Origin of the sequence: Methanosarcina thermophila TM-1, from assembly GCF_000969885.1 — an archaeon.
Classification (GTDB): Archaea; Halobacteriota; Methanosarcinia; order Methanosarcinales; family Methanosarcinaceae; genus Methanosarcina; species Methanosarcina thermophila.
Window position 1 is genome coordinate 509,445 of sequence record NZ_CP009501.1, and the last position, 25,389, is coordinate 534,833.

Annotated in this window: 25 protein-coding genes and 1 pseudogene; 15 read left to right on the plus strand and 11 right to left on the minus strand. The window is 41.0% G+C overall.

Annotated elements, in window-relative coordinates:
• Positions 1-102: 102 nt before the first annotated feature.
• From MSTHT_RS02200 to MSTHT_RS15460, 4 genes are all read right to left on the minus strand, one after another.
• On the minus strand, positions 103-1,200 hold the full coding sequence (locus tag MSTHT_RS02200) for an AI-2E family transporter (protein ID WP_052721805.1): 1,098 nt from the start codon (positions 1,198-1,200) through the stop codon (positions 103-105).
• A 62-nt stretch (positions 1,201-1,262) separates the two neighbouring features.
• On the minus strand, positions 1,263-1,685 hold the full coding sequence (locus MSTHT_RS02205; protein WP_231588154.1) for a DUF1269 domain-containing protein: 423 nt from the start codon (positions 1,683-1,685) through the stop codon (positions 1,263-1,265).
• Between the two features lie 503 nt (positions 1,686-2,188).
• The gene (locus tag MSTHT_RS02210) at positions 2,189-3,265 is read right to left on the minus strand and encodes an AI-2E family transporter (protein ID WP_048166376.1); all 1,077 of its coding nucleotides are present in this window, start codon (positions 3,263-3,265) and stop codon (positions 2,189-2,191) included.
• A gap of 517 nt (positions 3,266-3,782) precedes the next feature.
• Positions 3,783-3,875 (minus strand): SEC-C metal-binding domain-containing protein, encoded by a 93-nt coding sequence (locus MSTHT_RS15460; protein ID WP_148704605.1) that lies wholly within the window; start codon positions 3,873-3,875, stop codon positions 3,783-3,785.
• 234 nt (positions 3,876-4,109) lie between these two features.
• On the opposite strand from MSTHT_RS15460, the gene MSTHT_RS02215 reads away from it, so the two are divergent.
• The 3 genes from MSTHT_RS02215 to MSTHT_RS02225 all read left to right on the plus strand — a co-directional run bounded on the left by MSTHT_RS02215 (position 4,110) and on the right by MSTHT_RS02225 (position 7,850).
• The gene (locus MSTHT_RS02215; RefSeq protein WP_048166377.1) at positions 4,110-6,089 is read left to right on the plus strand and encodes an amylo-alpha-1,6-glucosidase; all 1,980 of its coding nucleotides are present in this window, start codon (positions 4,110-4,112) and stop codon (positions 6,087-6,089) included.
• Between the two features lie 49 nt (positions 6,090-6,138).
• Positions 6,139-7,101: a glycoside hydrolase family 130 protein gene (locus tag MSTHT_RS02220; RefSeq protein WP_048166378.1), complete on the plus strand. Its 963-nt coding sequence runs from the start codon at positions 6,139-6,141 to the stop codon at positions 7,099-7,101.
• 260 nt (positions 7,102-7,361) lie between these two features.
• Positions 7,362-7,850 carry a hypothetical protein gene (locus MSTHT_RS02225; protein ID WP_048166379.1) on the plus strand — a complete coding sequence of 163 codons (489 nt, stop codon included), beginning with the start codon at positions 7,362-7,364 and terminating at the stop codon, positions 7,848-7,850.
• A gap of 97 nt (positions 7,851-7,947) precedes the next feature.
• On the opposite strand, the gene MSTHT_RS15405 is transcribed toward MSTHT_RS02225, so the two are convergent.
• A complete protein-coding gene (locus tag MSTHT_RS15405) occupies positions 7,948-8,640 on the minus strand; it encodes a PKD domain-containing protein (protein WP_082086728.1) in 693 nt (230 codons plus the stop codon).
• Positions 8,641-9,012: 372 nt separating this feature from the next.
• On the opposite strand from MSTHT_RS15405, the gene MSTHT_RS14270 reads away from it, so the two are divergent.
• The 5 genes from MSTHT_RS14270 (at position 9,013) to MSTHT_RS14275 (ending at position 11,954) form a co-directional block, all read left to right on the plus strand.
• Complete coding sequence (locus tag MSTHT_RS14270; protein ID WP_156149693.1) at positions 9,013-9,174, plus strand: hypothetical protein; 162 nt, start codon at positions 9,013-9,015, stop codon at positions 9,172-9,174.
• Positions 9,175-9,209: 35 nt separating this feature from the next.
• Positions 9,210-9,695, plus strand: coding sequence for a hypothetical protein (locus tag MSTHT_RS02235; protein WP_048166381.1), 486 nt, complete (start codon positions 9,210-9,212; stop codon positions 9,693-9,695).
• 52 nt (positions 9,696-9,747) lie between these two features.
• Positions 9,748-10,770 carry a tocopherol cyclase family protein gene (locus MSTHT_RS02240; protein ID WP_231588155.1) on the plus strand — a complete coding sequence of 341 codons (1,023 nt, stop codon included), beginning with the start codon at positions 9,748-9,750 and terminating at the stop codon, positions 10,768-10,770.
• Between the two features lie 433 nt (positions 10,771-11,203).
• Positions 11,204-11,407 carry a hypothetical protein gene (locus MSTHT_RS02245; RefSeq protein WP_148704310.1) on the plus strand — a complete coding sequence of 68 codons (204 nt, stop codon included), beginning with the start codon at positions 11,204-11,206 and terminating at the stop codon, positions 11,405-11,407.
• A gap of 382 nt (positions 11,408-11,789) precedes the next feature.
• The gene (locus tag MSTHT_RS14275) at positions 11,790-11,954 is read left to right on the plus strand and encodes a hypothetical protein (RefSeq protein WP_156149694.1); all 165 of its coding nucleotides are present in this window, start codon (positions 11,790-11,792) and stop codon (positions 11,952-11,954) included.
• A gap of 785 nt (positions 11,955-12,739) precedes the next feature.
• On the opposite strand, the pseudogene MSTHT_RS14945 reads toward MSTHT_RS14275, so the two are convergent.
• A pseudogene (locus MSTHT_RS14945) lies at positions 12,740-12,898 on the minus strand (PKD domain-containing protein); the annotation flags it as partial.
• An 81-nt stretch (positions 12,899-12,979) separates the two neighbouring features.
• Positions 12,980-13,285, minus strand: a complete 306-nt coding sequence (locus MSTHT_RS02255) for a hypothetical protein (RefSeq protein ID WP_048168316.1) — start codon at positions 13,283-13,285, stop codon at positions 12,980-12,982.
• Between the two features lie 460 nt (positions 13,286-13,745).
• Between MSTHT_RS02255 and MSTHT_RS02260 the strand changes: the two genes are divergently transcribed.
• Entirely contained in the window at positions 13,746-13,928 is a 183-nt protein-coding gene (locus MSTHT_RS02260) for a hypothetical protein (protein ID WP_048166384.1), read from the plus strand.
• 155 nt (positions 13,929-14,083) lie between these two features.
• Entirely contained in the window at positions 14,084-14,560 is a 477-nt protein-coding gene (locus tag MSTHT_RS02265; protein WP_048166385.1) for a universal stress protein, read from the plus strand.
• A gap of 286 nt (positions 14,561-14,846) precedes the next feature.
• Here MSTHT_RS02265 and MSTHT_RS02270 read toward each other — a convergent pair whose 3' ends face one another.
• The 3 genes from MSTHT_RS02270 to MSTHT_RS02280 all read right to left on the minus strand — a co-directional run bounded on the left by MSTHT_RS02270 (position 14,847) and on the right by MSTHT_RS02280 (position 17,933).
• Positions 14,847-15,908, minus strand: a complete 1,062-nt coding sequence (locus tag MSTHT_RS02270; protein WP_048166386.1) for an NAD(P)-dependent alcohol dehydrogenase — start codon at positions 15,906-15,908, stop codon at positions 14,847-14,849.
• Positions 15,909-16,323: 415 nt separating this feature from the next.
• Positions 16,324-17,367: a methionine synthase gene (locus MSTHT_RS02275; protein WP_048166387.1), complete on the minus strand. Its 1,044-nt coding sequence runs from the start codon at positions 17,365-17,367 to the stop codon at positions 16,324-16,326.
• Between the two features lie 167 nt (positions 17,368-17,534).
• Positions 17,535-17,933 (minus strand): OsmC family protein, encoded by a 399-nt coding sequence (locus tag MSTHT_RS02280; protein WP_197071759.1) that lies wholly within the window; start codon positions 17,931-17,933, stop codon positions 17,535-17,537.
• A gap of 1,211 nt (positions 17,934-19,144) precedes the next feature.
• Here MSTHT_RS02280 and MSTHT_RS02285 point away from each other — a divergent pair.
• A complete protein-coding gene (locus MSTHT_RS02285) occupies positions 19,145-19,420 on the plus strand; it encodes an acylphosphatase (RefSeq protein ID WP_048166389.1) in 276 nt (91 codons plus the stop codon).
• Positions 19,421-19,576: 156 nt separating this feature from the next.
• Here the strand turns inward: MSTHT_RS02285 and MSTHT_RS02290 are convergent, their stop codons facing one another.
• A complete protein-coding gene (locus MSTHT_RS02290) occupies positions 19,577-21,133 on the minus strand; it encodes a sulfatase-like hydrolase/transferase (RefSeq protein ID WP_048166390.1) in 1,557 nt (518 codons plus the stop codon).
• Positions 21,134-21,517: 384 nt separating this feature from the next.
• On the opposite strand from MSTHT_RS02290, the gene MSTHT_RS02295 reads away from it, so the two are divergent.
• From MSTHT_RS02295 to MSTHT_RS02310, 4 genes are all read left to right on the plus strand, one after another.
• Positions 21,518-22,399, plus strand: a complete 882-nt coding sequence (locus MSTHT_RS02295; protein WP_048166391.1) for a damage-control phosphatase ARMT1 family protein — start codon at positions 21,518-21,520, stop codon at positions 22,397-22,399.
• Between the two features lie 182 nt (positions 22,400-22,581).
• Positions 22,582-22,770: a CooT family nickel-binding protein gene (locus tag MSTHT_RS02300; protein ID WP_048166392.1), complete on the plus strand. Its 189-nt coding sequence runs from the start codon at positions 22,582-22,584 to the stop codon at positions 22,768-22,770.
• 626 nt (positions 22,771-23,396) lie between these two features.
• Positions 23,397-24,404 (plus strand): type II glyceraldehyde-3-phosphate dehydrogenase, encoded by a 1,008-nt coding sequence (locus tag MSTHT_RS02305; RefSeq protein WP_048166393.1) that lies wholly within the window; start codon positions 23,397-23,399, stop codon positions 24,402-24,404.
• A 178-nt stretch (positions 24,405-24,582) separates the two neighbouring features.
• The gene (locus MSTHT_RS02310; protein WP_048168317.1) at positions 24,583-25,389 is read left to right on the plus strand and encodes a bifunctional fructose-bisphosphatase/inositol-phosphate phosphatase; all 807 of its coding nucleotides are present in this window, start codon (positions 24,583-24,585) and stop codon (positions 25,387-25,389) included.

Below are 25,389 nucleotides of genomic sequence, written 5' to 3' on the forward strand. Positions count from 1 at the left end.
GGAGAAGGCATTGCTTTATTTGAATTCCTCAATTATAACTGGGGATAGATCCGGCTGTAAATGCTGCTAACGGTATTTTTGGCATCGGAGGGCTTTAAAAATTCAGGGCGAACCTTCAATCCTCTCCTCATCCTGTCTCCTGTCCTCGCTTGATTCCATCAGTTTAGCCATCGGGCGTGTGCCTTCAGAACTTTCAAGAACTATCTTTACAACTATTGTAAGAGGTACAGCAATCAGAGCACCTGCTGTCCCGAGTACGTAAGACCAGTAAAATAAAGAAAGAAACACAAGCGTCGGAGATAATTTAAGGCTTTTTCCTGCAATAGACGGGAAAACGACATCTTCTACAAGCGCATTGATAATGGTGACGCCGACAAGGACACCCAGTGCTCCTATAAATCCATACTCGAACAGGGCAAGGAGCATAGGTGGAATAGTTGCCAGATAAAAGCCCAGGAAAGGGATATAACCGAACAGGAAGAACAGGAGACCCCATAGAACAGCAAAATCTATGCCTCCAAGAAGGAAAAGTATGGCAACTCCAATGCCCCCGACCAGATTGGTCTCAGTCCTCAGGAGCATATAGTTCACGACGGTCTTGCTCAGTTCGGTAAATCGCAAAATATGTGCTGGCTGATCTTCATTTTCTCCATGCACTCTTTTTGGAGCACCTGCAGCATCCAGAAGTAAAAATGTTGTTGTGATAAAGATGAGCATAAGTGTTGATCCGGCGCTTAGAGCTCCTGAAATAATGTCCGTAGAAACGCTGAAAGCAAATGCTGCAATATCCTGGAGGGCTGATTCTACCGTCACTCCCGCTTCAGGCAAGTATCTTGAGACCCTGTCCAGAATACTCTGCAGCTGACTCTCATAGCTTGGAATCCTGCTGCTTAGCTGGAGTAAAGAGTTTGCAAAGAGGATTGCAGTTCCAAAAAAAACAAAAATGAAAAGCAGGATCACAAGAAAAACACTGATCTTTCCCGGGACTCCTCTCCTCATAAGCCAGTGGACAAGGGGAGAAAAGATTAGAAAGGCAAAAAGAGAGAAAAAAACCGGCACCAATATATCTGAGATTGCCTTCATACCCAGTGTAAGGATAACTGCAGCAGTGCTGTAAATCAGAATTTTAGCCGGCGTTGAAATAGTATTTGTATTCATGTTTACATCCCCAGATCTTTCCCTGGTGCTATTTTCTTCCATAATAATTCTGAGCAAAGGTTCCTGTATCAGGTTTTTATACAGGGTTTAGAGTGGACAACTATTCAGGTTGTAGCTTTTGCTCTGGATCCCGGTCTTCTTTTCTCTTCAAACTTCACTACTTCCGCCAGTTCTTCTCCAGCTGCAGCAAGCAATTCAGGTGTGAGCATACCCTGTGCTACAAGCACTCCACCTGCATCCCTGAGCTCCTGCTTCAGGCTCTTTGCCCAGAGGTGTTCGATAATAAGAATACAGGCAGCAGTACCTTCAGGGACAGCTTTGATCATGTCCAGAATTTCTTTCCTAGTGATTCCGTAATTTTCCTGGGCTACAGCCAGGATTCCTTCTTCGGTGCCTGTTCTGGCTCCCTCTCCGCCTTCGATCGCAAACCCGATAAGCCCCCATATGACAGCTCCAAAGCGCATTCTTTCCTCTTCATCGAGCTGAGTGGCTTTAATAGATTCATGTTCCCTTCTTCGTCTTTCCATATGAACAGCAGGTCAATTAGCCTGATCAGCCCTTTATCCATTACTGATTCAAGCTCACGCCGGATCTGACCGTGAAAGTCAGGGTTCTCGAATGCGATGACAAGTAGCTGCATCGGTCCATAAGTTACATCATTCAGTTAATCTCCCCCACTAACAATTCTGCCTGCTATCCGGTTCTCATTATGCTGTCCCAGGGCGGCAGGTGTCATACAAACAATCTGCACTTTCTCAAATATCCCTGAGTTCTTCCCCTCCTAGCGAGAACCCTGCAGTTAAAGAAAACAATCTAGCATTATGCTGTAAATGATATATAAAATTAAAACACATATAAATTAACATGTGTAATATTATAATTAAGATTTTTTAAAGGAATAAAATGCATTTAACTGGCTTATTATTTGGGGGATATATCAAAGACAGGATTTATAGCTTTAAAGTTGGAAGGCAAGATTCTAAATGACTTCAAAGTGTTTCTTTTTCCTCCAACTTCCATTTTCTTATCCTCATCTGATGCTGTTTATTTCCCTATTGCCCATATATTCCACGGGTCCCATTAGTCTGGCCAGCCATTTTGTTTCCTCGAAACTCTCAAGTAAAATCTTCAAAACTAATGTAAGAGGTATAGAAAGCAGCACACCTCCGAGTCCGAATACGAAATTCCAGTAAAGAAGAGCAATGAATAAAAAAGCAGGAGATAACTGCATGCTTTTTCCCATCATTGAAGGAAAAAGGATGTTCTCCGCAAGCGCATCGACAACAAAGATGATGACAATAACCACAAGAGCTCCTAAAGGCCCATACTTGAAAAGTGCAAGCATTATAGGTGGAATAGAAGCTATGACCAGACCGATGTAAGGAATATAACTCAGCAGGAATATGAGAACTCCCCAGAGCACAGCATAATCAATGCCTACTATAAAGAGAAGGAGAGAAATTGTGAAGGCTATGACAATATTTACTTCTGCTCTTATGACAATAAATTTTACCAGTTTCTTATTAAAATTGCTGAGTCTCAACTGGAGTTCGGATTGTTTTCCAATCTCCGGATCCGTTTTTTCAGGAGCATTAGTGGCATCTATTATAAGAAACGCTGCTGTAACTGTAATGATTCCGACTGTTGTTCCGGCGTTCACAATCCCATTAATGACGCTTGTCATTAGAGAAACTGCAATTGACACTATACTGCGAGCAACTGATCGTACAGAAAAACCTTCATATGAGGGAATATAATTTGCAAGACTATTCACAAATGCAGTTAACTGGGCCTGATAGTTCGGGATCTGGGTTCCAAAGTCCTGTGCCGCTTTGATAGCTATAATCCCAAAAAACAGGATAACTACAATTAATAACAAAATTACCAGAATAACACTCAGTTCACCTGGAACTCCTTTTCTTTTTAGCCAGCGAGCAAGCGGGGTAAAAAGTACAGCGATGAATATAGAATAAATAATGGTTGTAAGTATAGGAGCTATTTCCTTCATTCCTATTGTCAGGACAACGGCAAAAGTGCTGTAGATTAAAACTTTAGCTGGAAACGAACGGTTTCTCACGTTCACGATTTTAACTCCTTTGGTTGTCATTTGCACACTGTGCAGTGAGGGGAGTTACTGTGAACTGAAGGGAGAAATAATATGCAAATATGAAATTACATTCTATCCTCCTCATAATAAGAAAATCAGTCTTAACCGCCTCTCCTCACTTTTCTATCAATCATGTGCCATCTGGTCAAGTGCAGCCGCAATCGCCAGGATGAGTGCATTATCCTGTCCGGGCTCAATTATCTTATATAAGTCATTACCTCGCAGATCTTTAAGAATCAGGATGCTTTCCGTTAAAACGGTTGTTTAGGAATTCTATTTTAGAATACAGGAAGATGGTAACATTTTGACTTCCAGCATGAGAAAGTGTAGCATTCCAGGCACTGTAATTTGTTCTCTATCACGCCAGACTGATAACTCCCCTTATCGATTCGCGCACATCCCCCTTGCAAGTATCCCTTTGCAAGAGCATCGATGCTTGATAGTATTTAATTATAATTATTCTTTTATGTATTTATCATTATAAAAGAAATGGTGCAGTAAACTGTCTGGCTGTAACTCATCTGATTTTTATCCTTTTTTCACAGCATTTCCTGTACTTCAACCCACTTCCACGGGGACAGAGCTTATTCCTGTTCCCTGATTTTTCTATTCCCCGATTTTCCTATGCTCCCATAAGTCCTTTTCTCGGCTATACTGACCTATCGGTAACACTGTTTCCTTCTTGAAATTCGGTTTCGTTATTTCTCTCTAATATAAGAATAAATTGAATAAGCTTTGCATACAGCACCATGCATAGATGAAAATAGGTGAATAACTTAAGTAGTGATCGCTTTTTTTCTAAACGTACAGGTATTTAATAAATCAACACTAATCAAATATATATATGAATGGAGGCAGGTTTGGAATAGATTTTCTCTCAACATACGAAGAGGGAACAAAAAGAGAATGGATCATAGGAAATGGGCTTGGAGGATACGCTTCCTCCACAATCATCGGAGCAGGGACAAGAACTTACCACGGGTTGCTTGTAGCAGCTCCAGAGAATTCTCCTGGGAGACTTTTAATACTTTCTTCCCTTGATGAGGAAATTTCCATTGATGGAGAACTCTATCATCTCGCGGTCCATCAGTATCCCGATAAAATTTTCCCTGAAGGTTTCAAACACCTGGTTGAGTTTAATCGTAACCCATTTCCTCTCTGGATTTACCAGGCCGGAGATTTTACTGTAAAGAAAAAAGTTTTCATGGTCCATAATAGTAATACCACTTTTGTTGTCTATGATATTACATCTCAAAGAGAAGAAGCTTTACTCAGAATTTTTCCTCTCGTAAGCTCAAGAGATTTTAACCTTACTGCCCGTTCAGGATACCTTTCTTTCTTCCAGAGACCCGGATCTACAGGGGTATATCTTGCAAGCTCTACTGGTTTCACTTTCACGATTTCGTCCAATCTCCAGTATCATCCCGAGCCAGTATGGTACTATAACCTGGAGTATGACACTGAGAAAAGACGCGGACTTAATTTCCAGGAGGATATTTTCAATCCTGGTTATTTTGAGAGCAAGCTCGAAAAGGGAACTTCCCGTTTTTTTGTAGCAGCTTCGACAGAAGATATCTCTTCTCTAACACTTGAACAGGTTGATAAACTCTACTTAAGGGAAGCAAATCGGCAGAACCTTCTGTTACTCGACTCGAAGCTTAAAGATCCCTTCGCTCTCAAGCTTCTCAAGGCAACCGACTCTTTTGTGGTAAAAAACCGTGTTACAGGTGAGAATACCGTGATTGCAGGGTATCACTGGTATTCGGACTGGGGCAGAGATGCTATGATTTCCCTGCCAGGCTTGCTTTTAATTCCTTATCGTTTCGAGGAGGCAAGGTCTACTCTTATCAATTTTGCCAAATACTGTAGGAGAGGCTTGATCCCCAATACCTTCCCGGCTTTCGGAGGGGATCCGGTTTATAATACAGTGGATGCTTCTCTCTGGTTTATTCATGCCCTTGACCGGTATTTTGCTTATACGCAGGATTTCCTTTTCCTCTCGGATGTCTGGGATACCGTAGAGGAAATTATAACCTGTTACTCTAGTGGCACAGATTTTGAAATAGGTATGGATTCTGATTACCTTATTAAGCAGGGACCTCAACTGACCTGGATGGATGCAAAAATCGGGGAATGGGCAGTGACCCCAAGAGCAGGTAAAGCCTGTGAAATCAATGCTCTCTGGTACAATGCCCTGAAGACTGCCTCCAATCTGGGCACCTTCCTCGGTGAGGATGTCTCCGAATACGAGAATCTCGCAGCCGGGGTAGCCTCAAACTATGAGAATGCTTTCTGGAACCCTGAGACTAACTGCCTCTTTGACCTTATATACTGGGACGAAGCAGGAAATGAGGTTAAAGACCCTGCAATCCGACCGAATCAAATTTTTGCTGTGTCACTTCCCTATACCATGCTTCCCCCTGAAAAAGAAAGAGCCATAGTGGACAGGGTTGAGAAGGATCTACTTACACCCTTCGGGCTAAGAACCCTTTCACGCGACCACCCCTTATATAAAGGTCAATACCGCGGGGATGCCCTTAACAGGGATACGGCTTATCATAATGGGACGGTCTGGCCCTGGCTCCTTGGAGCCTATGTGAAAGCCTATCTGAAGGTTCACGGCTATTCGAAAGACCATATCAAATCCATGAAGACCCTCCTTGAGGGTTTTGACGAGCACCTTGAAACCGCAGGCATTGGCACCATCTCTGAGGTGTTTGATGGAGATTACCCGCACTCTCCCGGAGGTACAATTTCTCAGGCATGGAGCGTTGCAGAGATTCTAAGGGCGTATGTAGAAGATGTACTTGGAATTAAGCCCTGAAAAAAAATTATGATCGGAATAACGGTCAGTAAGCGGAATGAGGAATAATATGACCTGGAAAGATCATGGGGAACTATTTATACGGCACAGGAGGAATCCTATACTTACAGTTGCAGATTGGCCTTATCGAGCCAATTCGGTATTTAATCCTGCAGCCGCGATAGTTGATGGTAAAGTCCTGCTGCTGGTCAGGGTTGAGGATCACAGAGGATTTTCTCACTTTACAGTCGCCACGAGTGAGAACGGGATTGATGGATGGGAAATCGATAGTAAGCCAACCTTCTTTCCGGATCCTGTAAATTATCCTGAGGAAATATACGGTGTTGAGGATCCGCGCATAACTTACATAGATGAACTGAAAAAGTGGGCAATAGTATATGTGGCTTTTTCAGATTCTGGTCCTTTACCCGCGATTGCATTTACCGAAGATTTCCATAATTTTGAACGAATAGGACCTGTAATGCCGCCTGATAATAAGGACGCTGCTCTTTTTCCTGTAAGATTTAATGGCAAATGGGCGATGCTGCACAGACCTGCGCCTACCATTCACACTATGAAAGCAAATATCTGGATTTCCTTTTCCCCGGATATGAAATCATGGGAAAGGCATGATGTGCTTCTTTATGCCAGAGAAGGCGGATGGTGGGATGCTTATAAGATCGGTTTGTCGCCTCCGCCCCTCTATACGCCTGAGGGCTGGTTAATCATGTACCATGGGGTACGCCAGACGACCCCGAAATTAAGCTACCGGCTCGGACTGGCTCTCCTCGATCTTGAGGATCCCACCAAAGTGCTTCGCAGGTCGGAAGGCTGGGTTTTTGGACCCAAGGAGCCGTATGAACGCAGTGGAGATGTCAACGATGTTGTTTTCCCCTGCGGATGGGTTGTGGTAGGCGACGAGCTCCGTATTTATTACGGAGCTGCCGATACTTCGGTATCAGTGGCTAGTGCAAAATTGAAAGATATAATGGAGTATATCCTCGGATGTCCTGAGGAACAGTGTCCTGATTAATATTGCAAAATGGTTTGAAGTAAATAGTGGGAAGTCTAAGGGCATGAGAAAGAAAAGCGAGTAATCAGACGAGGTGTGTAATCAGACACTCAAATAATTTTTGAAGATCTTGAAAAAGTTACTTACAGGATCTTTGACCGGGAAGTTAGTTTACTTATCGGATATGTTACTCTGAAAATAAGCTTGCAAACGCCTGATAACAGCAAGATAAGTAATTTTCTAAGAGGAGTAAATCTATCACCAGGGGAAGTAATGATACAATGGATGGGAGGAGAGCAGGAAGAGGACCTCTTCAATTGGACATTGGCATAGTTGTATCAGGTCTTGGGGGGAACTCCAGTCAGGAAAGGGATCAATTCAATGGCCTTGTTTCCGTTTTTGGTGTTGATCTAGGACTCTATATTGGACCATCGTATAATCCTTTTCAGACTATTGGGCCAAGTATAGGCATTGGCGTAGTCATAGGATCTAATGGTTTCCTGGCTGCAAAATTAGGCATACATTTCAGAAGAACATTAGGCTTGGGCATGCTATTTCCTATAGTGCCTCTTTATGGGGCTACCGGAGCGAGTCTTATAGCCGCGCTTCCTGTTCCGGAAGGGGTTAAAACTGTGGCAGCTGTGCCGTTACTCTTGATGCCGGCAGCTTTCGTATACCAGGAAAATCTCAAAGCACTATATAGGCGTGGAGCAGAAACTTTAGTGAAATTGAGATCATGCCTGCAAAGGAAAAAGAAAAATTCATATTAACTTAAATGTTAGCCTGTGCTGAAATATTTTCTGTGAACATGGTTCAGTGATGGGCGAGGCAAAATCAGATTAAAAATAGGAAAGGATTTTTCCCTTATTATTTAACAACTACTTTATTACAGACAAGTTTGTAATTGTTATTATTAGCGTATACAGTCAAGCAAACTGTATAAGTTCCTGCTTTTTTATATGTATGAGTCGGGTTCTGTGCATTTGATCGGTAGCCGTCACCGAAGTTCCAGTCCCATCTTACAGGTTTAACACCTGATGTCGTATCTTTAAAGGTTACTTTCTTTCCAGAGACTACGGATTTGAAACCTGGAACGAATTTTGCAGGGTCATTTGAAGGTGCTTTTGCAGGGTCATTTGCAGGTGCGTTTGCAGACCCTACCGTTATGGCTGCTTTTTTAACCATACTCACACAACAGTTCCCAGAACCGTATGCAGTTATCTTTACATCAAAGGTTCCAGCCTGTTTTATTATACACGAGCAGGAGCAGATCCCTTTAGTCGTGCATTTCGAACAGTAGGCGCTTGTTGAACCGACGACCTTTCCAGTTTTCGGATCGATTACCGTATACTGGACAAGTCTAACAGGACCTGATACATAGCCTGTGAACCCAATCTTAGCTGGTACGGTTTTGCTTACTGCAGAGCTTATTGTGACCTTGGTAATCTTCAGATTGCTACATGTCCCTCCTTTACATGATACACTTGGAGCGCTTGCCATTGCAGAAAATGGCATCAATACCAGTAAAGCTAGTACTAAGAAAATGGCTATTCGTCTCATCAGTTTCTATATTTAGACAAACTTGATTATATATCTTAGTAATTGGACCAAATAAGTTTAGTATGTGTATAAATATATTTAGAATCTTAGCCTGATAATATAACATTAACTTTGCGAATTAACCTGAAAAGCGGAGTATTCCGCTGCTTTTTGATTTCCTGCTTATGGAATATTTATTAAAAAGGAGAAACTTATCAGGCATGCAAGCCCTACTTTTAAGTTCTCTCAGGTTTGAGGAAAGGGTTGCTCTGATAGGAGAACCGCATTCAGACATATCAGAGAATAATAGATATGGAAAGGTTTTAATCGGAGAAATATGAGTACTAATATGTGGGTTATATATTTACAGGAAGCCCTTGATGAGATCATGAGGTGACAATCATGTGTAGTATTGGAGACTCATTTGATATCGATATGGAAGGAAAGCTGCCGGTTAAAAGTTATGAATGCAAGAGCTGTGGGAATAAGTTCAAAGGTATTGGCAAGAATGTGAAGTGTCCTTCCTGCCAGTCCAGTGATGTAGCAGAATCCTGATCATCAGTCTCATTTTTTAACTGCTAATTTTTAACATGGAAGAATCGGCATCTTCTAAAGACATTTCACTCAAGGAAAGTGAGATGCTTCTCCTGCGCGGCACGGCAGGAATAGTGGCTATTGTGAAAGCAGGTCCGAACGGACAGTTCTTTCTGGAAACCGAGAATGAAGAGATTGTACTTGGACTGGAGCCCCATGACCTGATTGTTGCCTCTGCGCTGTCTGTGGGCGAGAAGACCGAGAAAGGGCTTAAATGCGTGCTCTTCATGGTCCGGGAAATCCGGTCCCCATTAATAGTCCTTCCAAAAAACCACCCTGCATCCCCGAGGCTTCCAATCGTGGTATCAGCCGGTGGAAAGACTGTTTTGAGCTGCAATATCACACCAGGTACGCATCCCAATCAGGATGTGTTATGCGGTTCAAATGAATTTGACGGGCTTGAGATAACAGGAACACCTGAGGGAGTGCATGTTGAAAATTTACCTCAGTGTGAGGTATTGAAGGTTAACTTTGACATCTAATCGGTTTCGCCCTCAGTATGGCTTTTCACGTGGACGAAACAGGATTATACATATGATTTTAAGCGAGACCATCCTCCCATATAGGATGCTCAATACCTGGAAGCCGGAAATATTTCATGGACGAAGGAAAAAGAAGAATTTTTTTGAAGGATGGTATTTTAAGATAGTAGATCGCAGCGAGAAGCATGCTTATGCTGTCATTCCAGGCGTCTCCCTCCCCGAAAACCCTTCGAATTCCCATGCTTTTGTTATGTTCTTGGATGCCAGAGCTCAACGAATGCGTTATTTCAGATACCCACTTAATGAGTTTAGTGCGAGCGATAAAAAGTTCGAGCTTACTATTGGTGGATCTTTTTTCAGCCTTGACGAGATGAGGCTTAACCTCATGCATGGTGGAGACCCTGTCACTGCTCGCATGAATTTCAAAGACATATATCCCTGGCCCGTAAAATTGCTCTCCCCTGGGGTAATGGGCTGGTATGCGTTCGTGCCGAGAATGGAATGCTATCACGGCATACTGAGTATGGATCACAGCATTGAAGGGTTTATCGAGGCTGATGGGATAAGGACAGATCTCAAGGGCGGCAGGGGCTATATTGAGAAGGATTGGGGTACTTCAATGCCATCTTCCTGGATATGGATGCAAACCAACCACTTCGATCAGGAGGGAATTTCACTCTCTGGTTCGATCGCGAAGATCCCGTGGCTCGGCAGTTATTTTACAGGTTACATCTTCGGCTTCTTATATGAGAAAAAATTGTACAGATTTACGACTTATTCAGGGGCAAAGGTCACCGAGCTTGATGTGACCCGCGATAATATCCATATCCGGCTGGAAAGTAAGGCATACATACTCGACATTGATGCGGACAGGTCGGAAGGTGTCGAACTCCCTGCACCAAGATTGGGAGAAATGACTGCTAAGGTCAAGGAGTCATTACACTCCAGCATCAATGTAACTCTATTAAGGAAAAAAGGTTCTTGCATGGAGCATATTTATTCCGGGACTGGGAGAAACTCAGGCTTGGAATTTGTGGGTGAAATTGCAGAATTGATAAAAGGCTTGAAAAAATAAGGCATTAGCCGATGCAGGTGAGCAATAATTTTTTCGCCAGCTCTTAACAGGACTGGTCTTAAGCTTTCTGGCGCAGATTTCCGTGAAATCCCCGGCTCTTTAAGAGATAATTTGAATATTAAAACAACGTTATAAAAAATCAATAAATTTATATTTGATGCCCATTAATTATCATATACTCGGATAAGATCCAGTAAAAAAGTGTTATAATACAAGGATCTACTCTTTTATATTATAAATTCGGGAACAAAGTTCTCCTAAGCAGAAATTCAAGTGTTAACTGCAATATTGCAGTTATAATCGTTTGTTGATACAGATGCAGCCAAGTATCTAGCATTTAAGCTGAGAAAATAGAACTACCTGTGTTTTGCTCTTTTTTTCAGGAGGTTCTATTAAGGTAATATGCTGAATGGGACTTAAAGGGTTGATAGACATGAACATAGAAAAAAAGAAATTTCTTAAATCATTAGGTTTTGGGCGAGAAGTTTCAATAGTTGCAGATTGTAAATGTCCCCTATGTGCGGATAGGGTAAATACAGAAGAATTCAAAAATGAGATCTTTATTAAAGAATTCGAGCGTTCCGGGCTGTGCCAGGGATGCCAGGAAACTGTTTTTGGATATAGGGTAGCGTGGTAACAGATCAATCCATGTTTTATGAGTTAACAAGCATGGGTTCTGGTTTACCCCTACCTTTTATTCTTCACAGGAAACTTCCAAAAACTCTTCATTAATTCCCGTTTCAATCCCTCTTTTTGTACTTTCTGACACATTGTTCTTGGTCTGCCGAAGATATAACAGATTTAATCATTCTGAATCAAGAATTAAGCAATTTTAAACGTCCAGTATTGGAAATTCTAGCTCAGAATTATCTTACTTTCCTGAATCCGGATGTTTCTAAATCGGGTTGTTCACTAACAGCTATATTCTTACTGTGAAATCTAACAGCTAATTCTTATTGTGAAATCCTGACCAATTCCCGAGCCCGATATCACGCCTGTTATGAGAGTGACTGCCGGTCTTGGTTGGAACCGTGATAGCAGTAGCTATCCTTAACCTGATGCAACTGGGGGACCCGGCAGCCGGCGAGAGAAAAATTTACTATCTGGTTTTCTTCACGTTCTTAAGATTCCCGTTGAGAGAAATCTCCGCTGCCCTGCCTGCATGTATGCCCGGTGAAGGATGAAGGCTCACTGTTATTTATTTCGTTCTTTTCTATCCATGTTCGTTTACTGTCAATAAAATCAGAATCAGAATAAAGGCATAAAATTCAGCCCGGATGCTGGCGAAATTGCAAATGTTAAACCGCCTCCAGAGTAGATTTGCAGGTTATACTTCCAGCCTCCTATCAACGTATACCAACGATTCTACCTGTTTGCGTATCTTCATAAACTATAAAGTACAATAATAGACCGGGGTAGATAATTGTGAGTAAATTAATGAAATATGTTGGTTATGGTGTTGCAGCATTAGGAACCGCTTATGTTGTAAAACAGATCAGACGTCGCAAAGAAAGTTCGCGTGGGTGGCATAAAATAAAGGTGGGAGAGGAAAAACCAGCTAGTGCAACTGCGCCTCATGAAACACAGGTAAAAGAGGAAAGACGAACGGGCACAAGGTATGGTTCCAACCCGCTCCGTTACTAACCCTATAATTGAGATCTGATCTGAAAAAAGGTGCTGATAAAAATATAAAAGTTATTTGGTGAAGGTCTTGCCCTCGTACTCATCAACGAGTACGAATCAGTTAATTTTTTTAAGGCCTCTTTCTTTATTTTTATGCCCTTTATCATATCCAAAATTTGAATATTTTGATCACTATTTGTAGGATCCTGCAGATGAGTTATTGACAACCCTATACAGTATAATCTTCTTTATTCTACTCAGTACAAAACAGATACTCGTGTTTTCGAGATCTATTTTTCCCAGATTGATCAAAAACTCATGCACAGGGCTCATTTAGAAAGTTGATTTATCTAACTTTAATATAATTACGTATCTTTTTAGTATCGCTACTGTAAGCGTTTTCAACAGTTAAACTAACAGTATATTTTCCAGCTTTATTGTATTTGTGTGTCGGATTCTGAGCTGTTGAAGTACATTTATCGCCAAAATTCCAGTGCCATGAAGTGTGTGATCCTGATCAAACTATGCAGTGGTTATGTTTGATAAAAATATAGAAATTATATTCTTAGAATTAACTTATTGAATTTTATATCATATTCTTTTCTTTATTTAATGTATCAATTTTCGCGCGTTTTTCATCCATCTCCTGTTTGTATTTATCTTTAATTGCTTTGATCTCTCTGTAAACAACCATGCTTTCTTCACCAACCCCCTTCATAGAATCAAAGTGCATTACAACTTCTTCGGGATCCATACCATTATCCAGTAATGGCTCTACCTTACGCCATTCTGCATACTTGACATTCAGTTCTTCACCAAGCTTATCTTCAAGTTCAAAGATCTCATCCCAGAGATCCATAATCTGGCTGTCTATCTCTTCTTTTGTAGGCACTGTTTTCTCCCCCATTCGTTAAATCGCTTTATATATTAACCTCTTCTAAGTAGTTTTTCCTCAATATTCAAGCAAGATTTTTCAATCAGTTATATGGTGGAATTGATGGTATTTTTATTTGTATTAAATAATAAATTTGTCGATATGCACAAAAGTGGATAGAAGAAATTTCGTAGTACCAATGAAATCAAGCAAATAATTTTCAATAGTTTTGTTCTGATTAGAAAAGTTGGATTTCAAAGGAACTTTACATTATATGAAACAAAAAGTCAAAACCATTCCGATACTCTGCAAATCACATAAGCATCTACTACTGAGTGTAAACCAATTTCCTTACCTTTATATAGCATGGATGGTTTAATGACTCGCATTAACCAGTAAACAGCATTATTTGCTAGTTTTATCACGGAGCAGTTCCTAGCCAGATAAACAAAACGTACCTGAAAATTGGGGAAAACAGATGCAATCTAAACCTGCAAAACGTGAGAATGAGGAATATTTCGCTGCCTGGGATAAAAAGATCGAAAAAACATGGATGCACATGCTGGCAGACATGGCAATGCCGGTTATTATTTTTATAGCACTGAATATCTTTACGATCGCCATTCTGGTCAAGTTGAACATATATAACTTAAATTTCTAACTTTCTGCTGATTTCTGACATATTACAATTTTTCAATAACCTGGCACGCTGCTGCTTATCTCATACTGTCGAAGATCAAAAATTCCATTGTTTTTTCACTTTACGAGATCCGTCACTTTTATATTTCTTCCGGGAAGTAATGTAGTTGAGGTTCTATGGAAATCGTTAACTTTAAGAAAATAATGGTCGCAACCGATGGCTCGGACTGTTCTAGGCTGGCTGTTGACCGAGGAATAGAGCTTGCCAGACTAAGTGGTGGGACGGTTTATGCAGTCTATGTCGTGCCAACAGACAACTTGATTTCTATCTATGGAAATTCCTTATCCCTGGGCATGGACCCTTACTGGCGGTCGGTATATGAAGGATGGAAGACACAGGGGCAGCAAGCTGTAAGTTACGTAAAAGGCTTGGGAGAGATGAAAAAAGTCAATGTAGAAACTGTCCTTCTTGAAGGTAATCCTTCATACGAGCTAATCCGGTATGCTGAAAAGGAAAAGATGGACATTGTTATTATGGGCACTCTCGGAAAGACAGGACTGAGCAAACTGCTTCTGGGCAGCGTTGCAGAAAATCTGGTCCGTCATTCAAAGGTGCCTGTTATGGTTGTAAGGGAGAGGTGTGAGGTCAAGTAAGCTATTTATTCACTGATTTCGGCTCTGTAGAAAACCTACTTAATCGTCATCAATAGACTTAAAGTTATTCAGCAAAATTGAATCAGGCAATTCAGTTTTAATTTGCTAAGATTGGTTATTTCAGAGGATTTCTACAGAGCCGATTTTTTGTTGATTTATAAGAGGTGCCCCACAGAACTTTATAATTCTATCCTATCTATCTGATAATCCTATTCCGCGAGGCGAAAATACCCCTCCTCAAAATTCTTAAAAAACTTAGAGTTTTTAAGAGGGGCAGTTGACTAGCTTATTCCTCCATAATAACGACAGGTTTGATTAAATCTCTCGGCTTTTCTTTCATGAGCATGAGAGCTTTTTCTATTTTATCGAATCCTTTGAATACGTGGGTTGCCATTTTTTCTGGTTTTATCCTTCCGTAGGTACACAGAGCTGCCATTCTCTCCATTCTCAAACGACCTCCGGTTGTCAGACCGCCACGTATGTCTTTGTGAGCCATGCCCGACCCCCATTCAATGCGCGGAATTGGAAGTGTGTTTCCGGTTCCGAAGTAATTGACGTTTGATACCGTGCCTCCAGGCTTTACAATTTTGACTGCATCTGAAATTGTATTCTCATCTCCCCCTGCTATGATTACAGATTCTACCCCTTTTCCATTCGTCATTTCAAGAATTTGTTCAACAATTCCACCTTTCCTGTAATCGACAATATCTGATGCCCCGTATTCCAGAGCAAGATCTATACTAACTTTCCGGCTTCCTACTGCAATGAGCCTGCCTGCACCAAGAATAGATGCACCTGCCACTGCCATTAGACCAACAGGGCCAATTCCTATGACTACAACCGTAGAACCCGTTTTAATATTTGCCATTTCTGCACCCTGGATTCCAGTAGTTGCCATATCTGATAGCATGACAGCCTGTTCGAGGGGCATTCCTTCAGGAAGTAGAGCTAAATTCATGTCTGCATCATTTACATGGAAATATTCTGCAAAGACTCCATTTTTAAAGTTTGAAAACTTCCATCCTGAAAGCATTCCATTTGAGTGCATAGGTACTCCATCCTGTGCCTCCATGGATCGCCAGTCAGGTGTAATTGCAGGAACAATTACTTTATCGCCTGGTTTGAAGTCTTTGACCTCTGACCCGACTTCTTCTATAATACCTACAGCTTCGTGCCCTAAAATCATGTTTTTGCGGTCTCCAAGCGCACCTTCCCAGACAGTATGAATATCTGATGTACACGGCGCAACCGCAAGAGGTCTCACAATTGCATCATACGGTCCTGCTGAAGGTTTTTCGGCATCAATCCAGCCCACTTTTCCAATTTCAAGCATTGCAAATCCTTTCATGTTATCACACCAACCTTTTAAAATAATTATTTTCCAATGTTTTAATTGTACTCAATAAATATTAAAATTAATTCCCCATGTAGTTGAACATAATTTTTGAATGTTATACAAAAGGTGTCCTGGACCCCACAATTTCTAATAAATTAAAATGTTTTTCCTGCATGCGGTCTGCTGGAGTTTTTTCCAAATATGGTTGTAAGAAAAGAGAATTAAAAACCCCCTGATTTTTGGCTTTGTAGACAACATACTTAATCGTCATTAATAGACTTAAAGTTATTCAGCAAAATTGAATCAGGCAATTCAGCTTTAATTTGCTAAGATTGGTTATTTCAGAGGGTTTCTACAGAGCCGAATCTTCCAGCACTTTTCTGTCCGGAAGTAAGGGGGAGTGCAGATCAGGTAAACTATAACCTGTTTATTCACTGATCTTCCTTTCCGCATTGAACTCATTAACGGCTTTTGCTGTATTCTCAAGCAGCTTGAAAGCAAGCTCCTGATCCGGCCAGAACGCCAGTCCACAGTCTGGATTCGCATACTTTATTCGGTCCCCCAGAATGGAATAAGCCGTTTCAAGCCTCTTTTTTATGACGTCTGGAGTCTCAAGTTCAGTTACGACTTTTTGCAAATACTCTTTTTCCTTCCAGGCATTGACCCCATACTTTTCATTGATAAGGTTTACAAGACTGAAAATATCGGTTCTCGAAACTCCGACTCCTACGTAAGTATTTGAATCCTCAAGCACTTGCTTATCCAGAAGATCGATATAGGAAGGAGTCCCCGCATATTCAAATCCAATGACATTGATAGGGGTCTCGCATATAAGCTTATATTTCAAAGGAGAATACAGATGGATCTCCATATCTGCTCCCTGCTGCCGGGTGTAGGTAGAGGCAAGTGTAAGAGCTGATATTATCTCTGAGTCAGAAAACCGAATCTTATCAGTTAACCCCAGGCTGATTTCATCCAGAGCTATAACTTTAATTTTGAAATTTTTTGCCGTTTCAAACGCTTGTTTAATGAATTTTTCAATATCCTGCGCAAGGATATTATAAGCGTCCACAAAAGCGGTTGCTCCGAAAGCCTGAAGATACATATCCGTAGGACCTGCGATACAGACCCTGACTTCTAGCGTTTCTCCGGTTTCTTCCCTGTACTGTTTTGCAACCTCGTCAATTATTTCCAGTTCAAGGATTTTTGCATTTTCTTCTTTCAGGACATAAGGCTCATGACAGTTCTTCTCGTCTTTTATAATGTCCAGGAACTGCCCTATCATATCCCTGAACTGAGGATAAGTGGGAACGTGCACTCCCACATCGATTTTCCGACGGAAAGCCTCCCTAACTATAGAAAAAAGTTGTTCATCCTCATCCCGATTTTCAGCCGCTGCCTTTACCCACTCCCTTGTGATACCTTCAGGTGTGGGAAGGCTGCCTTCATCGATAAAAATAATCTCCTGCATGCTTGATATTAAGAGAGCTGAAGTTTTATAGATATTGGAATATTTGCTCGATGTTTAGGCTGATCCACTTAGAATATTTGTCTCCATTGCAGCTTTTAACTTTGTTTATCATCTTATTAACTTTGTTTACTACCTTAATAATTATTTTAGCTGACTTGCTTTTGAACTCATTCTATAATATTGTGTTCCCAGGTAATTTCCATTGTTTCTCTAAACATCGCCGCAATGGGACAAGTATGCATTACAGCATTCTCAATTGTTTCAGCGACGGTGAGATCATCCACATCGCCGGACAGGGTAACTATGAGATGTAGCTTATCAAAAAGCCGGGATGGTGATTTGCTCTTAGTGCCATTGATCTTCATTGAAAAAGAGTCCAGTTTAAAACCTTTCCCGGAGATATCCATTATCGTCTTAAAACCAATACATCCGCCCAGAGCCGTAACCAGATAATCTATCGGATTTGGAGCTTTACCGCTTCCACCCATAAAAGCAGGCGGCTCTAGAGAAATGTTGCAGCCAGTACTGTTCTCTGCAACAAACTGCATCTCGCCTTTATATGACATATTTATAAGAGTATCATTTTCAGACATGCAAACACCTTACTCCATTCTTAAATCCCAATACTTGCTGAGATTTCCTTGCTTTATTGTCTCAATTGAGACATTTCACCTTATAAATGACCGTTTTTAGAATAAGTCCTGCAATTCTTGCTACAGATCAATTATATTTATGTAACATTATCAAATATTATCTTTTCTACTTTCTATAAATAAAGAGATTTGTCTCCTGTTTACTGGAAAAATTGGGGTTTTCTAAGGCAGTTTGCATTATATGAAGCAAAACGCCAAAAGTGATAAGTCTTTCACTCTCAACAGTCATGTTTTGGAGAGGGTTACAGATTTGGAAGTCACGTCTTAAAGTTTGAGTTGAGTTTTAAGGTTAAGGGAATTAAAGAAAAAAACATTTATATTCACAAATATTTTCTAAGTTTTTTAAAAACATCTTTAACTTATTTTCAGCATTTTGGCTATTTTTAAAATAGTTTTTTCACATAAACGTCTTTTTCAAAAATCTTTTTTAGAATCTAAACAATGTTGCTCATGATTTTCTAAGACTAAAAAGTAATACTTCTATAGATGATGAGCCAATCCCAAAACCAATTTTTTTCTTTATCCTAAGCAGCAGATATCCCTTGAGCTATTTTACATGCTATGTAAAATATTTTTTAAATCAAGTGAAATATACTGTAATTATCGAAGCAAAGCCTTTCAGGAATCTATTGGATAAAGGTCTATCTTATTTTATTTGAAATCGCTGGTTAGCACTTATAATAAAATTGGTATAGTCGCTGGCAGGTATCAAACCCTACCAGCTATTTCACTGTTCGTATGCACAATTACTGTCAATATCCTCAGAGAATAAAATGCTTTAGGAAGCGAAGTGAAAGTATTGTCGATATTATTGTTGCCACTCGGCGGTCACTTTATTAATTCTTTTGTTTTTAATAACACATACATAGTCTCTATACTTGAATGAAAATCATTTCCCTGCATTCTAATCCTGGACGAACAGATGAGCCCTTAAGCGAGCTCGTGTCTGTTATGTGAGAAACCAGCTCACATCCAGAAATTTGCAACTAAACAATATAAAGTTAATAAAATTTTCTCTATTTTATTATATTCGACATCTTTTTTATCAGAAAATCACTTTACTTATAATTTCATCATCAAAACTAACAATAAATATATATCCGGGTTATTCAAAATAGACATTTGTGACATCTGGAGAGACTGTGAGGGCAGAAATCCTTGTATCTGGAAGGGTGCAGGGTGTGGGTTTCCGAAGATTTGCAAGAAATGCTGGCGAGCGTCTGGGCGTGAAATCCAATCCCATAAATTTAAGGGACGGCAGGGTTTTTGTCATTGCAGAAGGCAAACCCGAAGCCTTGGAACTCTTCATAAAAGAACTCAGGAAGGGACCCATGTTTGCTCATGTAGAAAATGTTGATGTCACTTACAGGGAAGCTTTGGGGAACGTATACGACATGTAATCAAGCTTTAAAAAACTGCTTGAGCGTAAACTTTTTCTGAAAAAGTTTGATCACAAGCCTTTTGAGAAAAGGCTTGAGCGAAAACCGGCATAGCGGCGCGATCGACCGGCTCAATGGTCGCAGCTCTAGAACATTGGTCTATTAAATCCACTGATCTTATTTTTCCTCCTCTTCGGTATTCTGGGGTTTTTTCAGGATTTTTGCAATAAACACAAGTCCCACAAGATTAACCAATCCTATAACAAAATACCCTATCAGATGCTTTAAGCCCGAATCTGACGCCCCTGATGTTCCTTTAGCAAAACTTGCCGAAGAGGTGGAGTCTTTTATGCTATTTGCATCAGATTCTCTATCTTGCCCACCTTTTTCGCTACTTTTCAAGCCTTTTTCAGTGAATTCAATTACCTCATTTGTCTCAAGAGTGAGCTTTTTCTCCTGTTCTTCAAGGCTTTTTCCTGAGTCAAGTGCAGCCCTGACCGTGCAGGTGCTCCCCGGCTCAAGTCCAAAGAAAACAAACTCGTTGTCGTTTTTCAGGGCGGCTATAACATTTCCGTCTTTCCAGAGTTCAGCAGAGCCTTTCTCCGGAAGTTCCACTCTCAGGTTTACATGGTCTGTGAGCAAGATCTGATTTCCTTCCGCAAACCTCGGCTTGTCGGGAATATCAAGAATTCCAAGCAGCGTCGGGGCAAAGTCCTCCTGCCCATATTCCTCCGTGAGAATTCCAGTTTCAACATCCTGAGCATGTATTATCAGGGGAACGAGCTGCGCTTCATCAGTCACTGAGTATTTTTCGGACTGGTGCCCTCCTTTTGAATCATCTTTGGAAAAACCCATTCCGTGGTCTGATGTCAGAACAAAAGCAAGGTTATTCTTTTTGCAGAGTTCGTAAAGTCTGAGAAGTTCGGAATCAAGGCACTCGATACAATCTATATATCCATAATTATCCCTGTAGTGTCCACTTGAATCTACAGCTCCCACATTGACAGTAAGCAGATATTTTTGTCCTGGCTTATTTATGGACATGTATTCAATAATTTCGCATGCAGTATCGATTCCCCACCTGTTATATCCACTGTATTTATCCCTTGTCTCTTTTGACGCAATATAGCTGGGGGCTCTGTCAGCTGCCTCTTCCATAACCCTTAAGAGCCCTTTAGGCAGATCAGGAGCACTATTGGAACGCTCGGGCTGCTCAAGAACAATTTTCATGTTCTTTATCGAGTTATTTTCATCCCTGAGAACGATATCCTGCTCGTCACAGATCGACCATGAATCCCCTTTTTCCATAACCCCAATACAGAGATAACCTTCCCTGTGAAGGATATCGAAAATGGTTGCATCTTTGAAGCTTACAAGTTCACTGTCCGCACCCGGATTTCCTGTGACAAGGACTGAGTGCCCTCCTTCGGTAAAGGTCTGAGGAGCACGGAACTTAAGAAGCCTGGCACTCTCTTTACTTATTTCCGGTAGATTTTCAAGTTCGGCTTTTTCAAGCGGTGTGCCGTCAAGTGCATATGGCGTAAGCTCGGGATAGATGAAAGGCGCACTCAGACCATCCACAATTAATACGACTGCGCCCTGAGGTGTATTAACGGTATTCACTTCCACTTCGGTAAGTGCAGAAGCAACATCTGGAGAAGCAAAAAAAACAGAAAGCATTGCAAGGAAAAACAAAATTGGAAAAGCACTAGAAACATGGGTTGTCGACTTCATTGTAAATTATTTTATTTTTAAGCTATAAAGAACTTATCTTGAAGATCTGATTTGGGGACATTTCTGAGGATAACTCTCTAATAGGTATGCTTCACTCTCTAATAAGCATGCTTCAGTCCTGACTCTAGCTATTCAGCTTTGTCCTTGCTATTTCAGTCCCGATTCTTGCTATTTCAATCCTGCTCTTGCTATTTCAGCTCGGACTCTTGCTATTTTAATCCTGTTCTTGTAATTTCAGTCCTGCTTTTGCTATTTCAGGCTATAATAGTTAACCTTTTAAACATTTATTCTATCAAGAAGAGTAAACTTTTATTATATTTGCCGCAAAATTAATAACATTCTGGCAAAAACTATCCCCCGGATCAAAAAACAGGAAATGTACCTATGAAAATTAACCCTCGCTGTACTTATTGCTTGCTTTCAAGAGTCCACTTCCAGTCCAGGCTTTCTACAGATGATGAAGACCTTATAAACAGGACAATTCAGGAATGTCTTAAGGTTTTGACCAAGCATTACGACCCTGAGGCTGTATCTGCCTCTATAGCTACCAAAGTTCACAGGAAATGCTATGAGGTACTGGAAGACAGGGATCCTTATGCGGTAACTAAGAAGCTTATCAACCAGGCTGCACTGAAAGTCCTGCCTGTAGCGAAAAAGAAAATTTATGAGAATAATCCTGATGATGGGGAACTTTTCAGGCGGGCAGTGCTGGCATCAGTGGTTGCAAATTATTTCGATTTCGGAATTATGGGTTTTGATGCCAGTGAAGATAAGTTTGAAGCAGCTTTTCAAAAATATTTCGAGCATGGGCTTGATGTGGATGACACCCCTAAAATGCTTGGGCTCCTGCAAGACGTCGTTTACATTGCTGACAATTGCGGAGAAATTTTCTTTGATACGCTTGTTTTTGATGTTATCAAAAAACTCGGTGGAAGGATTACACTCGTAGTCAGGGGTGGTCCTATCCTCACAGATGTAACCCTCGAGGAAGTAAAAGAGTTCGAGATTGATAAAAAAGTTGACCGAATCCTGACTACCGGCTCGAATGCCGTGGGTGTCCTGATCGAGGAGGCTCCGCCCGAACTGCTTGAAGCTATGAAGAATTCAACTCTTATTATCAGCAAGGGCATGGCAAATTATGAGACTCTTTCCGAGCATAACTTCGGGCCTATTGCTTATATGCTTCTTACGAAATGCGAATGTGTGGCAGATGACCTCGGGCTTGAGCAGGATCTTTGCGTTGCAAAACTGATGAACTATCCCTGAGGCTTTTCCTGAGAGATTTTCGGAAGCTTCTTATCTCTAAGGCTCACTAATGTTTATTGCTGTAGATAGTGCAAAATAATTTGTCTTATAGCAAAGCGCTTATCCGCGTATAGCATATACCTTATACTGGATAAGATCAGTAAAATTGAATAAAAGAAATAGATTTGTAGGGAGAAACAAAAATGTGTGAACTCAATGTCTTTTTACTTCGTGGAGATGAGCGTGAGAGAATCATGGATTCTGTAGCAAAGATCACAGTCGAGGGTGACTCAATCGAGCTTACCGGGATCCTTGGCGATAGAATGACCGTTGGTGGCTCAATCAAAGAAATCAACTTCTCGCGCGGAGAAGCACTTATTATTGCAAATTGAATTTTTATTTTTTTACTTTTCCTTCTGGATATAAAACTCATCTATCCTTTGCTATCCGGAATAACGGCTTAAGGCTACTTTTTTTCTGTTCAGGTAGTAAATACTACCTGGAAAATGACTATATATACTTGAAACTTCTATATTAATTTACATAAAAGACGCGTTGATCTTCTACTAAAAGTTTATGTTTGTTCTCAAGACACAGTGACCAGAATCGATTGTAAAACTCCATTGCTACTGAATCTTCTGGCATAACTATAGAAAAAGAAGCTTTAAGCTCTTGAAGTTTAAAACATCTCTTCTAATTTCTTTAATCAATAAAATCTTCCCGGGAAAAGCATTTATCTGTGCTTACCTATAACCTCAATGTAATCTAAGATACCAGGTTCAGGTTTAAGTCTGGACATTTAAAAAAGTTTAGCTAAAATGTATCCTGAACCATATGTCGAAGAGTTTATAACAAACAAGCTAAAAATGAAGAAAAAGTTATTACCTTGAGTACACTTTAAATTTACACTACACTCTGAACTCCGTTATCCGAACTGGATCCGGAAATAATTTAATTTTCAATGACTTAGGCTATATCTCGAGTTGGGTAGAAGAGGACTAAACAGGATAGGATATAAATGGCTAAAGCAAAAATCGCAGTAAATGGTTATGGAACTATAGGTAAAAGAGTTGCAGATGCCGTGAAGGCTCAGGACGATATGGAAATTATTGGAGTTTCCAAAACAAGGCCGAACTATGAAGCTATAGTGGCGCAGCAGCTTGGATATGATATCTACGCTCCGGCTGCAAATCTTGAGGCTTTTGAGAAAGCAGGTGTGCCTACCGCCGGGACAATTGAAGAAATGGTAGAAAAGGCTGATCTTGTTGTGGACTGTACGCCAGGGGGAGTCGGGGAACAAAATAAGCCAATGTATGAAAAGGCCGGAGTAAAGGCAATCTGGCAGGGTGGAGAGAGTCACCCTATTGCAGGTTTCTCATTTAATGCGGTTTGCAACTATGAGCAAGCCATAGGTCGTGACCTGGTAAGGGTTGTTTCATGCAACACCACAGCTCTTTGCAGGGTTATCTTCCCCATAGACAAAGAACTGGGGGTAAAAAAGGTCAGGGCAATTCTTGCAAGGAGAGCAGCAGACCCTAACGATGTTAAGAAAGGACCAATTAACGCAATAGTACCCGATCCCGCCAAGCTTCCGTCCCACCATGGTCCTGATGTAAGGAGTGTACTTCCAAACATCAACATTACAAGTGCAGCCTTGAAGATTCCGACAACTCTTATGCATGTACACACAGTAAATATGGAGCTCAATACCAATTGTACGGCGGAAGATGTTAAGAATATCCTGGGTTCCCAGTCGAGAATTCATTTCGTAGGGCAGGGCATATCCTCAACAGCGGAAATAATAGAGTTTGCACGTGACATAGGACGCCCTAGAAATGATATGTGGGAAAATTGCATCTGGCCTGAATCTGTAACAGTAACCGAAAATGAGCTTTACTTCTTCCAGGCTGTCCATCAGGAATCCATTGTAGTTCCGGAAAATGTAGACGCTATACGGGCTATGATGGAACTTGAAAGCGATGGTGCAAAGTCAATTGAGAAAACAAATAAAGCCTTAGGGCTATAAAGCTCTGTACAAGTCTGAAGCCTTCAGGACTCCGGAGTTTAATTTGAATGACCGGAGTCCGGCTTTTTAAGCCGAATATTTTATCCAGGAATTCTAAAACACAAAAGATCAGATGTGTGAATTCTGATAATTCTGTTTGGTAGCAGAATCTGGTTTAATTAAAAAAAACGATCCATATATGAACTCAGCAGACTCAGGATTTTTAAAACTATGTAGGGAAGCTTTTAAAGCCACATCCGACTCCATTGCAGATCTCATAGGGACGGATGAAGCGGGTAGCTTTGTTGGTATGGGAGCCGATGGAACCCCTACTTCCAGAATAGACCGTGTAGCAGAGGATGCTATTATTGAAGTTCTTAAAAACGACGGCAGATCCATGAGAATCATCAGTGAGGAACTTGGCGAACTCATTCTCGGGGATTCTCCGGAATTTTCTATTGTTCTTGACCCACTTGATGGCACCTACAATTCTTATGTGGGAATTCCTTTTTACAGTCTCTCCCTGGCAGTCTCTTCCTACGACCTGTCGGATTTGAGATTCGGTTATGTGAGCAGCCTTGCTATGCCTGAGGAATACTACGCAGGTGCCGGGAAAGGAGCCTACCTTAATGGAAAAAAGATCAGGACGTCTGTTAACACGGAACTGAGGGAGCTGTGCGTAAGCGTGTACGGCTACCGGCAAAATGTGGCTAGAACCCGTAAGATCTACAGCAGTGTCCGGAGGGTCAGGTTACTTGGAAGTGTAGCGCTTGAACTGTGCTATGTAGCTTCAGGCCGGCTTGATGCTTTTGTGGATGTCAGGAGAGCTTTGCGGGTAACTGACGTGGCAGCAGGGCAACTGATTCTGAAAGAGGCAGGTGGGCGTATTACAGATGGATATGGAAAAACGCTGAGGCTTCCTGATAATGTCACCGCCAGATTGGAAATGGTTGCATCCAATGGGCGTGTACACGGTAAAATATTAAAGCTGCTCTCGGGGGAATAA

Excerpts from the sequence above, each read along its gene's own strand:
- MSTHT_RS02200 (WP_052721805.1), bottom strand. The coding sequence starts at position 1,200 with ATGGAAGAAAATAGCACCAGGGAAAGATCTGGGGATGTAAACATGAAT.
- MSTHT_RS02205 (WP_231588154.1), bottom strand. The coding sequence starts at position 1,685 with ATGGAAAGACGAAGAAGGGAACATGAATCTATTAAAGCCACTCAGCTC.
- MSTHT_RS02210 (WP_048166376.1), bottom strand. The coding sequence starts at position 3,265 with ATGACAACCAAAGGAGTTAAAATCGTGAACGTGAGAAACCGTTCGTTT.
- MSTHT_RS02215 (WP_048166377.1), top strand. The coding sequence starts at position 4,110 with ATGAATGGAGGCAGGTTTGGAATAGATTTTCTCTCAACATACGAAGAG.
- MSTHT_RS02220 (WP_048166378.1), top strand. The coding sequence starts at position 6,139 with ATGACCTGGAAAGATCATGGGGAACTATTTATACGGCACAGGAGGAAT.
- MSTHT_RS02225 (WP_048166379.1), top strand. The coding sequence starts at position 7,362 with ATGGATGGGAGGAGAGCAGGAAGAGGACCTCTTCAATTGGACATTGGC.
- MSTHT_RS15405 (WP_082086728.1), bottom strand. The coding sequence starts at position 8,640 with ATGAGACGAATAGCCATTTTCTTAGTACTAGCTTTACTGGTATTGATG.
- MSTHT_RS02235 (WP_048166381.1), top strand. The coding sequence starts at position 9,210 with ATGGAAGAATCGGCATCTTCTAAAGACATTTCACTCAAGGAAAGTGAG.
- MSTHT_RS02240 (WP_231588155.1), top strand. The coding sequence starts at position 9,748 with ATGATTTTAAGCGAGACCATCCTCCCATATAGGATGCTCAATACCTGG.
- MSTHT_RS02245 (WP_148704310.1), top strand. The coding sequence starts at position 11,204 with ATGAACATAGAAAAAAAGAAATTTCTTAAATCATTAGGTTTTGGGCGA.
- MSTHT_RS02260 (WP_048166384.1), top strand. The coding sequence starts at position 13,746 with ATGCAATCTAAACCTGCAAAACGTGAGAATGAGGAATATTTCGCTGCC.
- MSTHT_RS02265 (WP_048166385.1), top strand. The coding sequence starts at position 14,084 with ATGGAAATCGTTAACTTTAAGAAAATAATGGTCGCAACCGATGGCTCG.
- MSTHT_RS02270 (WP_048166386.1), bottom strand. The coding sequence starts at position 15,908 with ATGAAAGGATTTGCAATGCTTGAAATTGGAAAAGTGGGCTGGATTGAT.
- MSTHT_RS02275 (WP_048166387.1), bottom strand. The coding sequence starts at position 17,367 with ATGCAGGAGATTATTTTTATCGATGAAGGCAGCCTTCCCACACCTGAA.
- MSTHT_RS02280 (WP_197071759.1), bottom strand. The coding sequence starts at position 17,933 with ATGTCATATAAAGGCGAGATGCAGTTTGTTGCAGAGAACAGTACTGGC.
- MSTHT_RS02290 (WP_048166390.1), bottom strand. The coding sequence starts at position 21,133 with ATGAAGTCGACAACCCATGTTTCTAGTGCTTTTCCAATTTTGTTTTTC.
- MSTHT_RS02295 (WP_048166391.1), top strand. The coding sequence starts at position 21,518 with ATGAAAATTAACCCTCGCTGTACTTATTGCTTGCTTTCAAGAGTCCAC.
- MSTHT_RS02300 (WP_048166392.1), top strand. The coding sequence starts at position 22,582 with ATGTGTGAACTCAATGTCTTTTTACTTCGTGGAGATGAGCGTGAGAGA.
- MSTHT_RS02305 (WP_048166393.1), top strand. The coding sequence starts at position 23,397 with ATGGCTAAAGCAAAAATCGCAGTAAATGGTTATGGAACTATAGGTAAA.
- MSTHT_RS02310 (WP_048168317.1), top strand. The coding sequence starts at position 24,583 with ATGAACTCAGCAGACTCAGGATTTTTAAAACTATGTAGGGAAGCTTTT.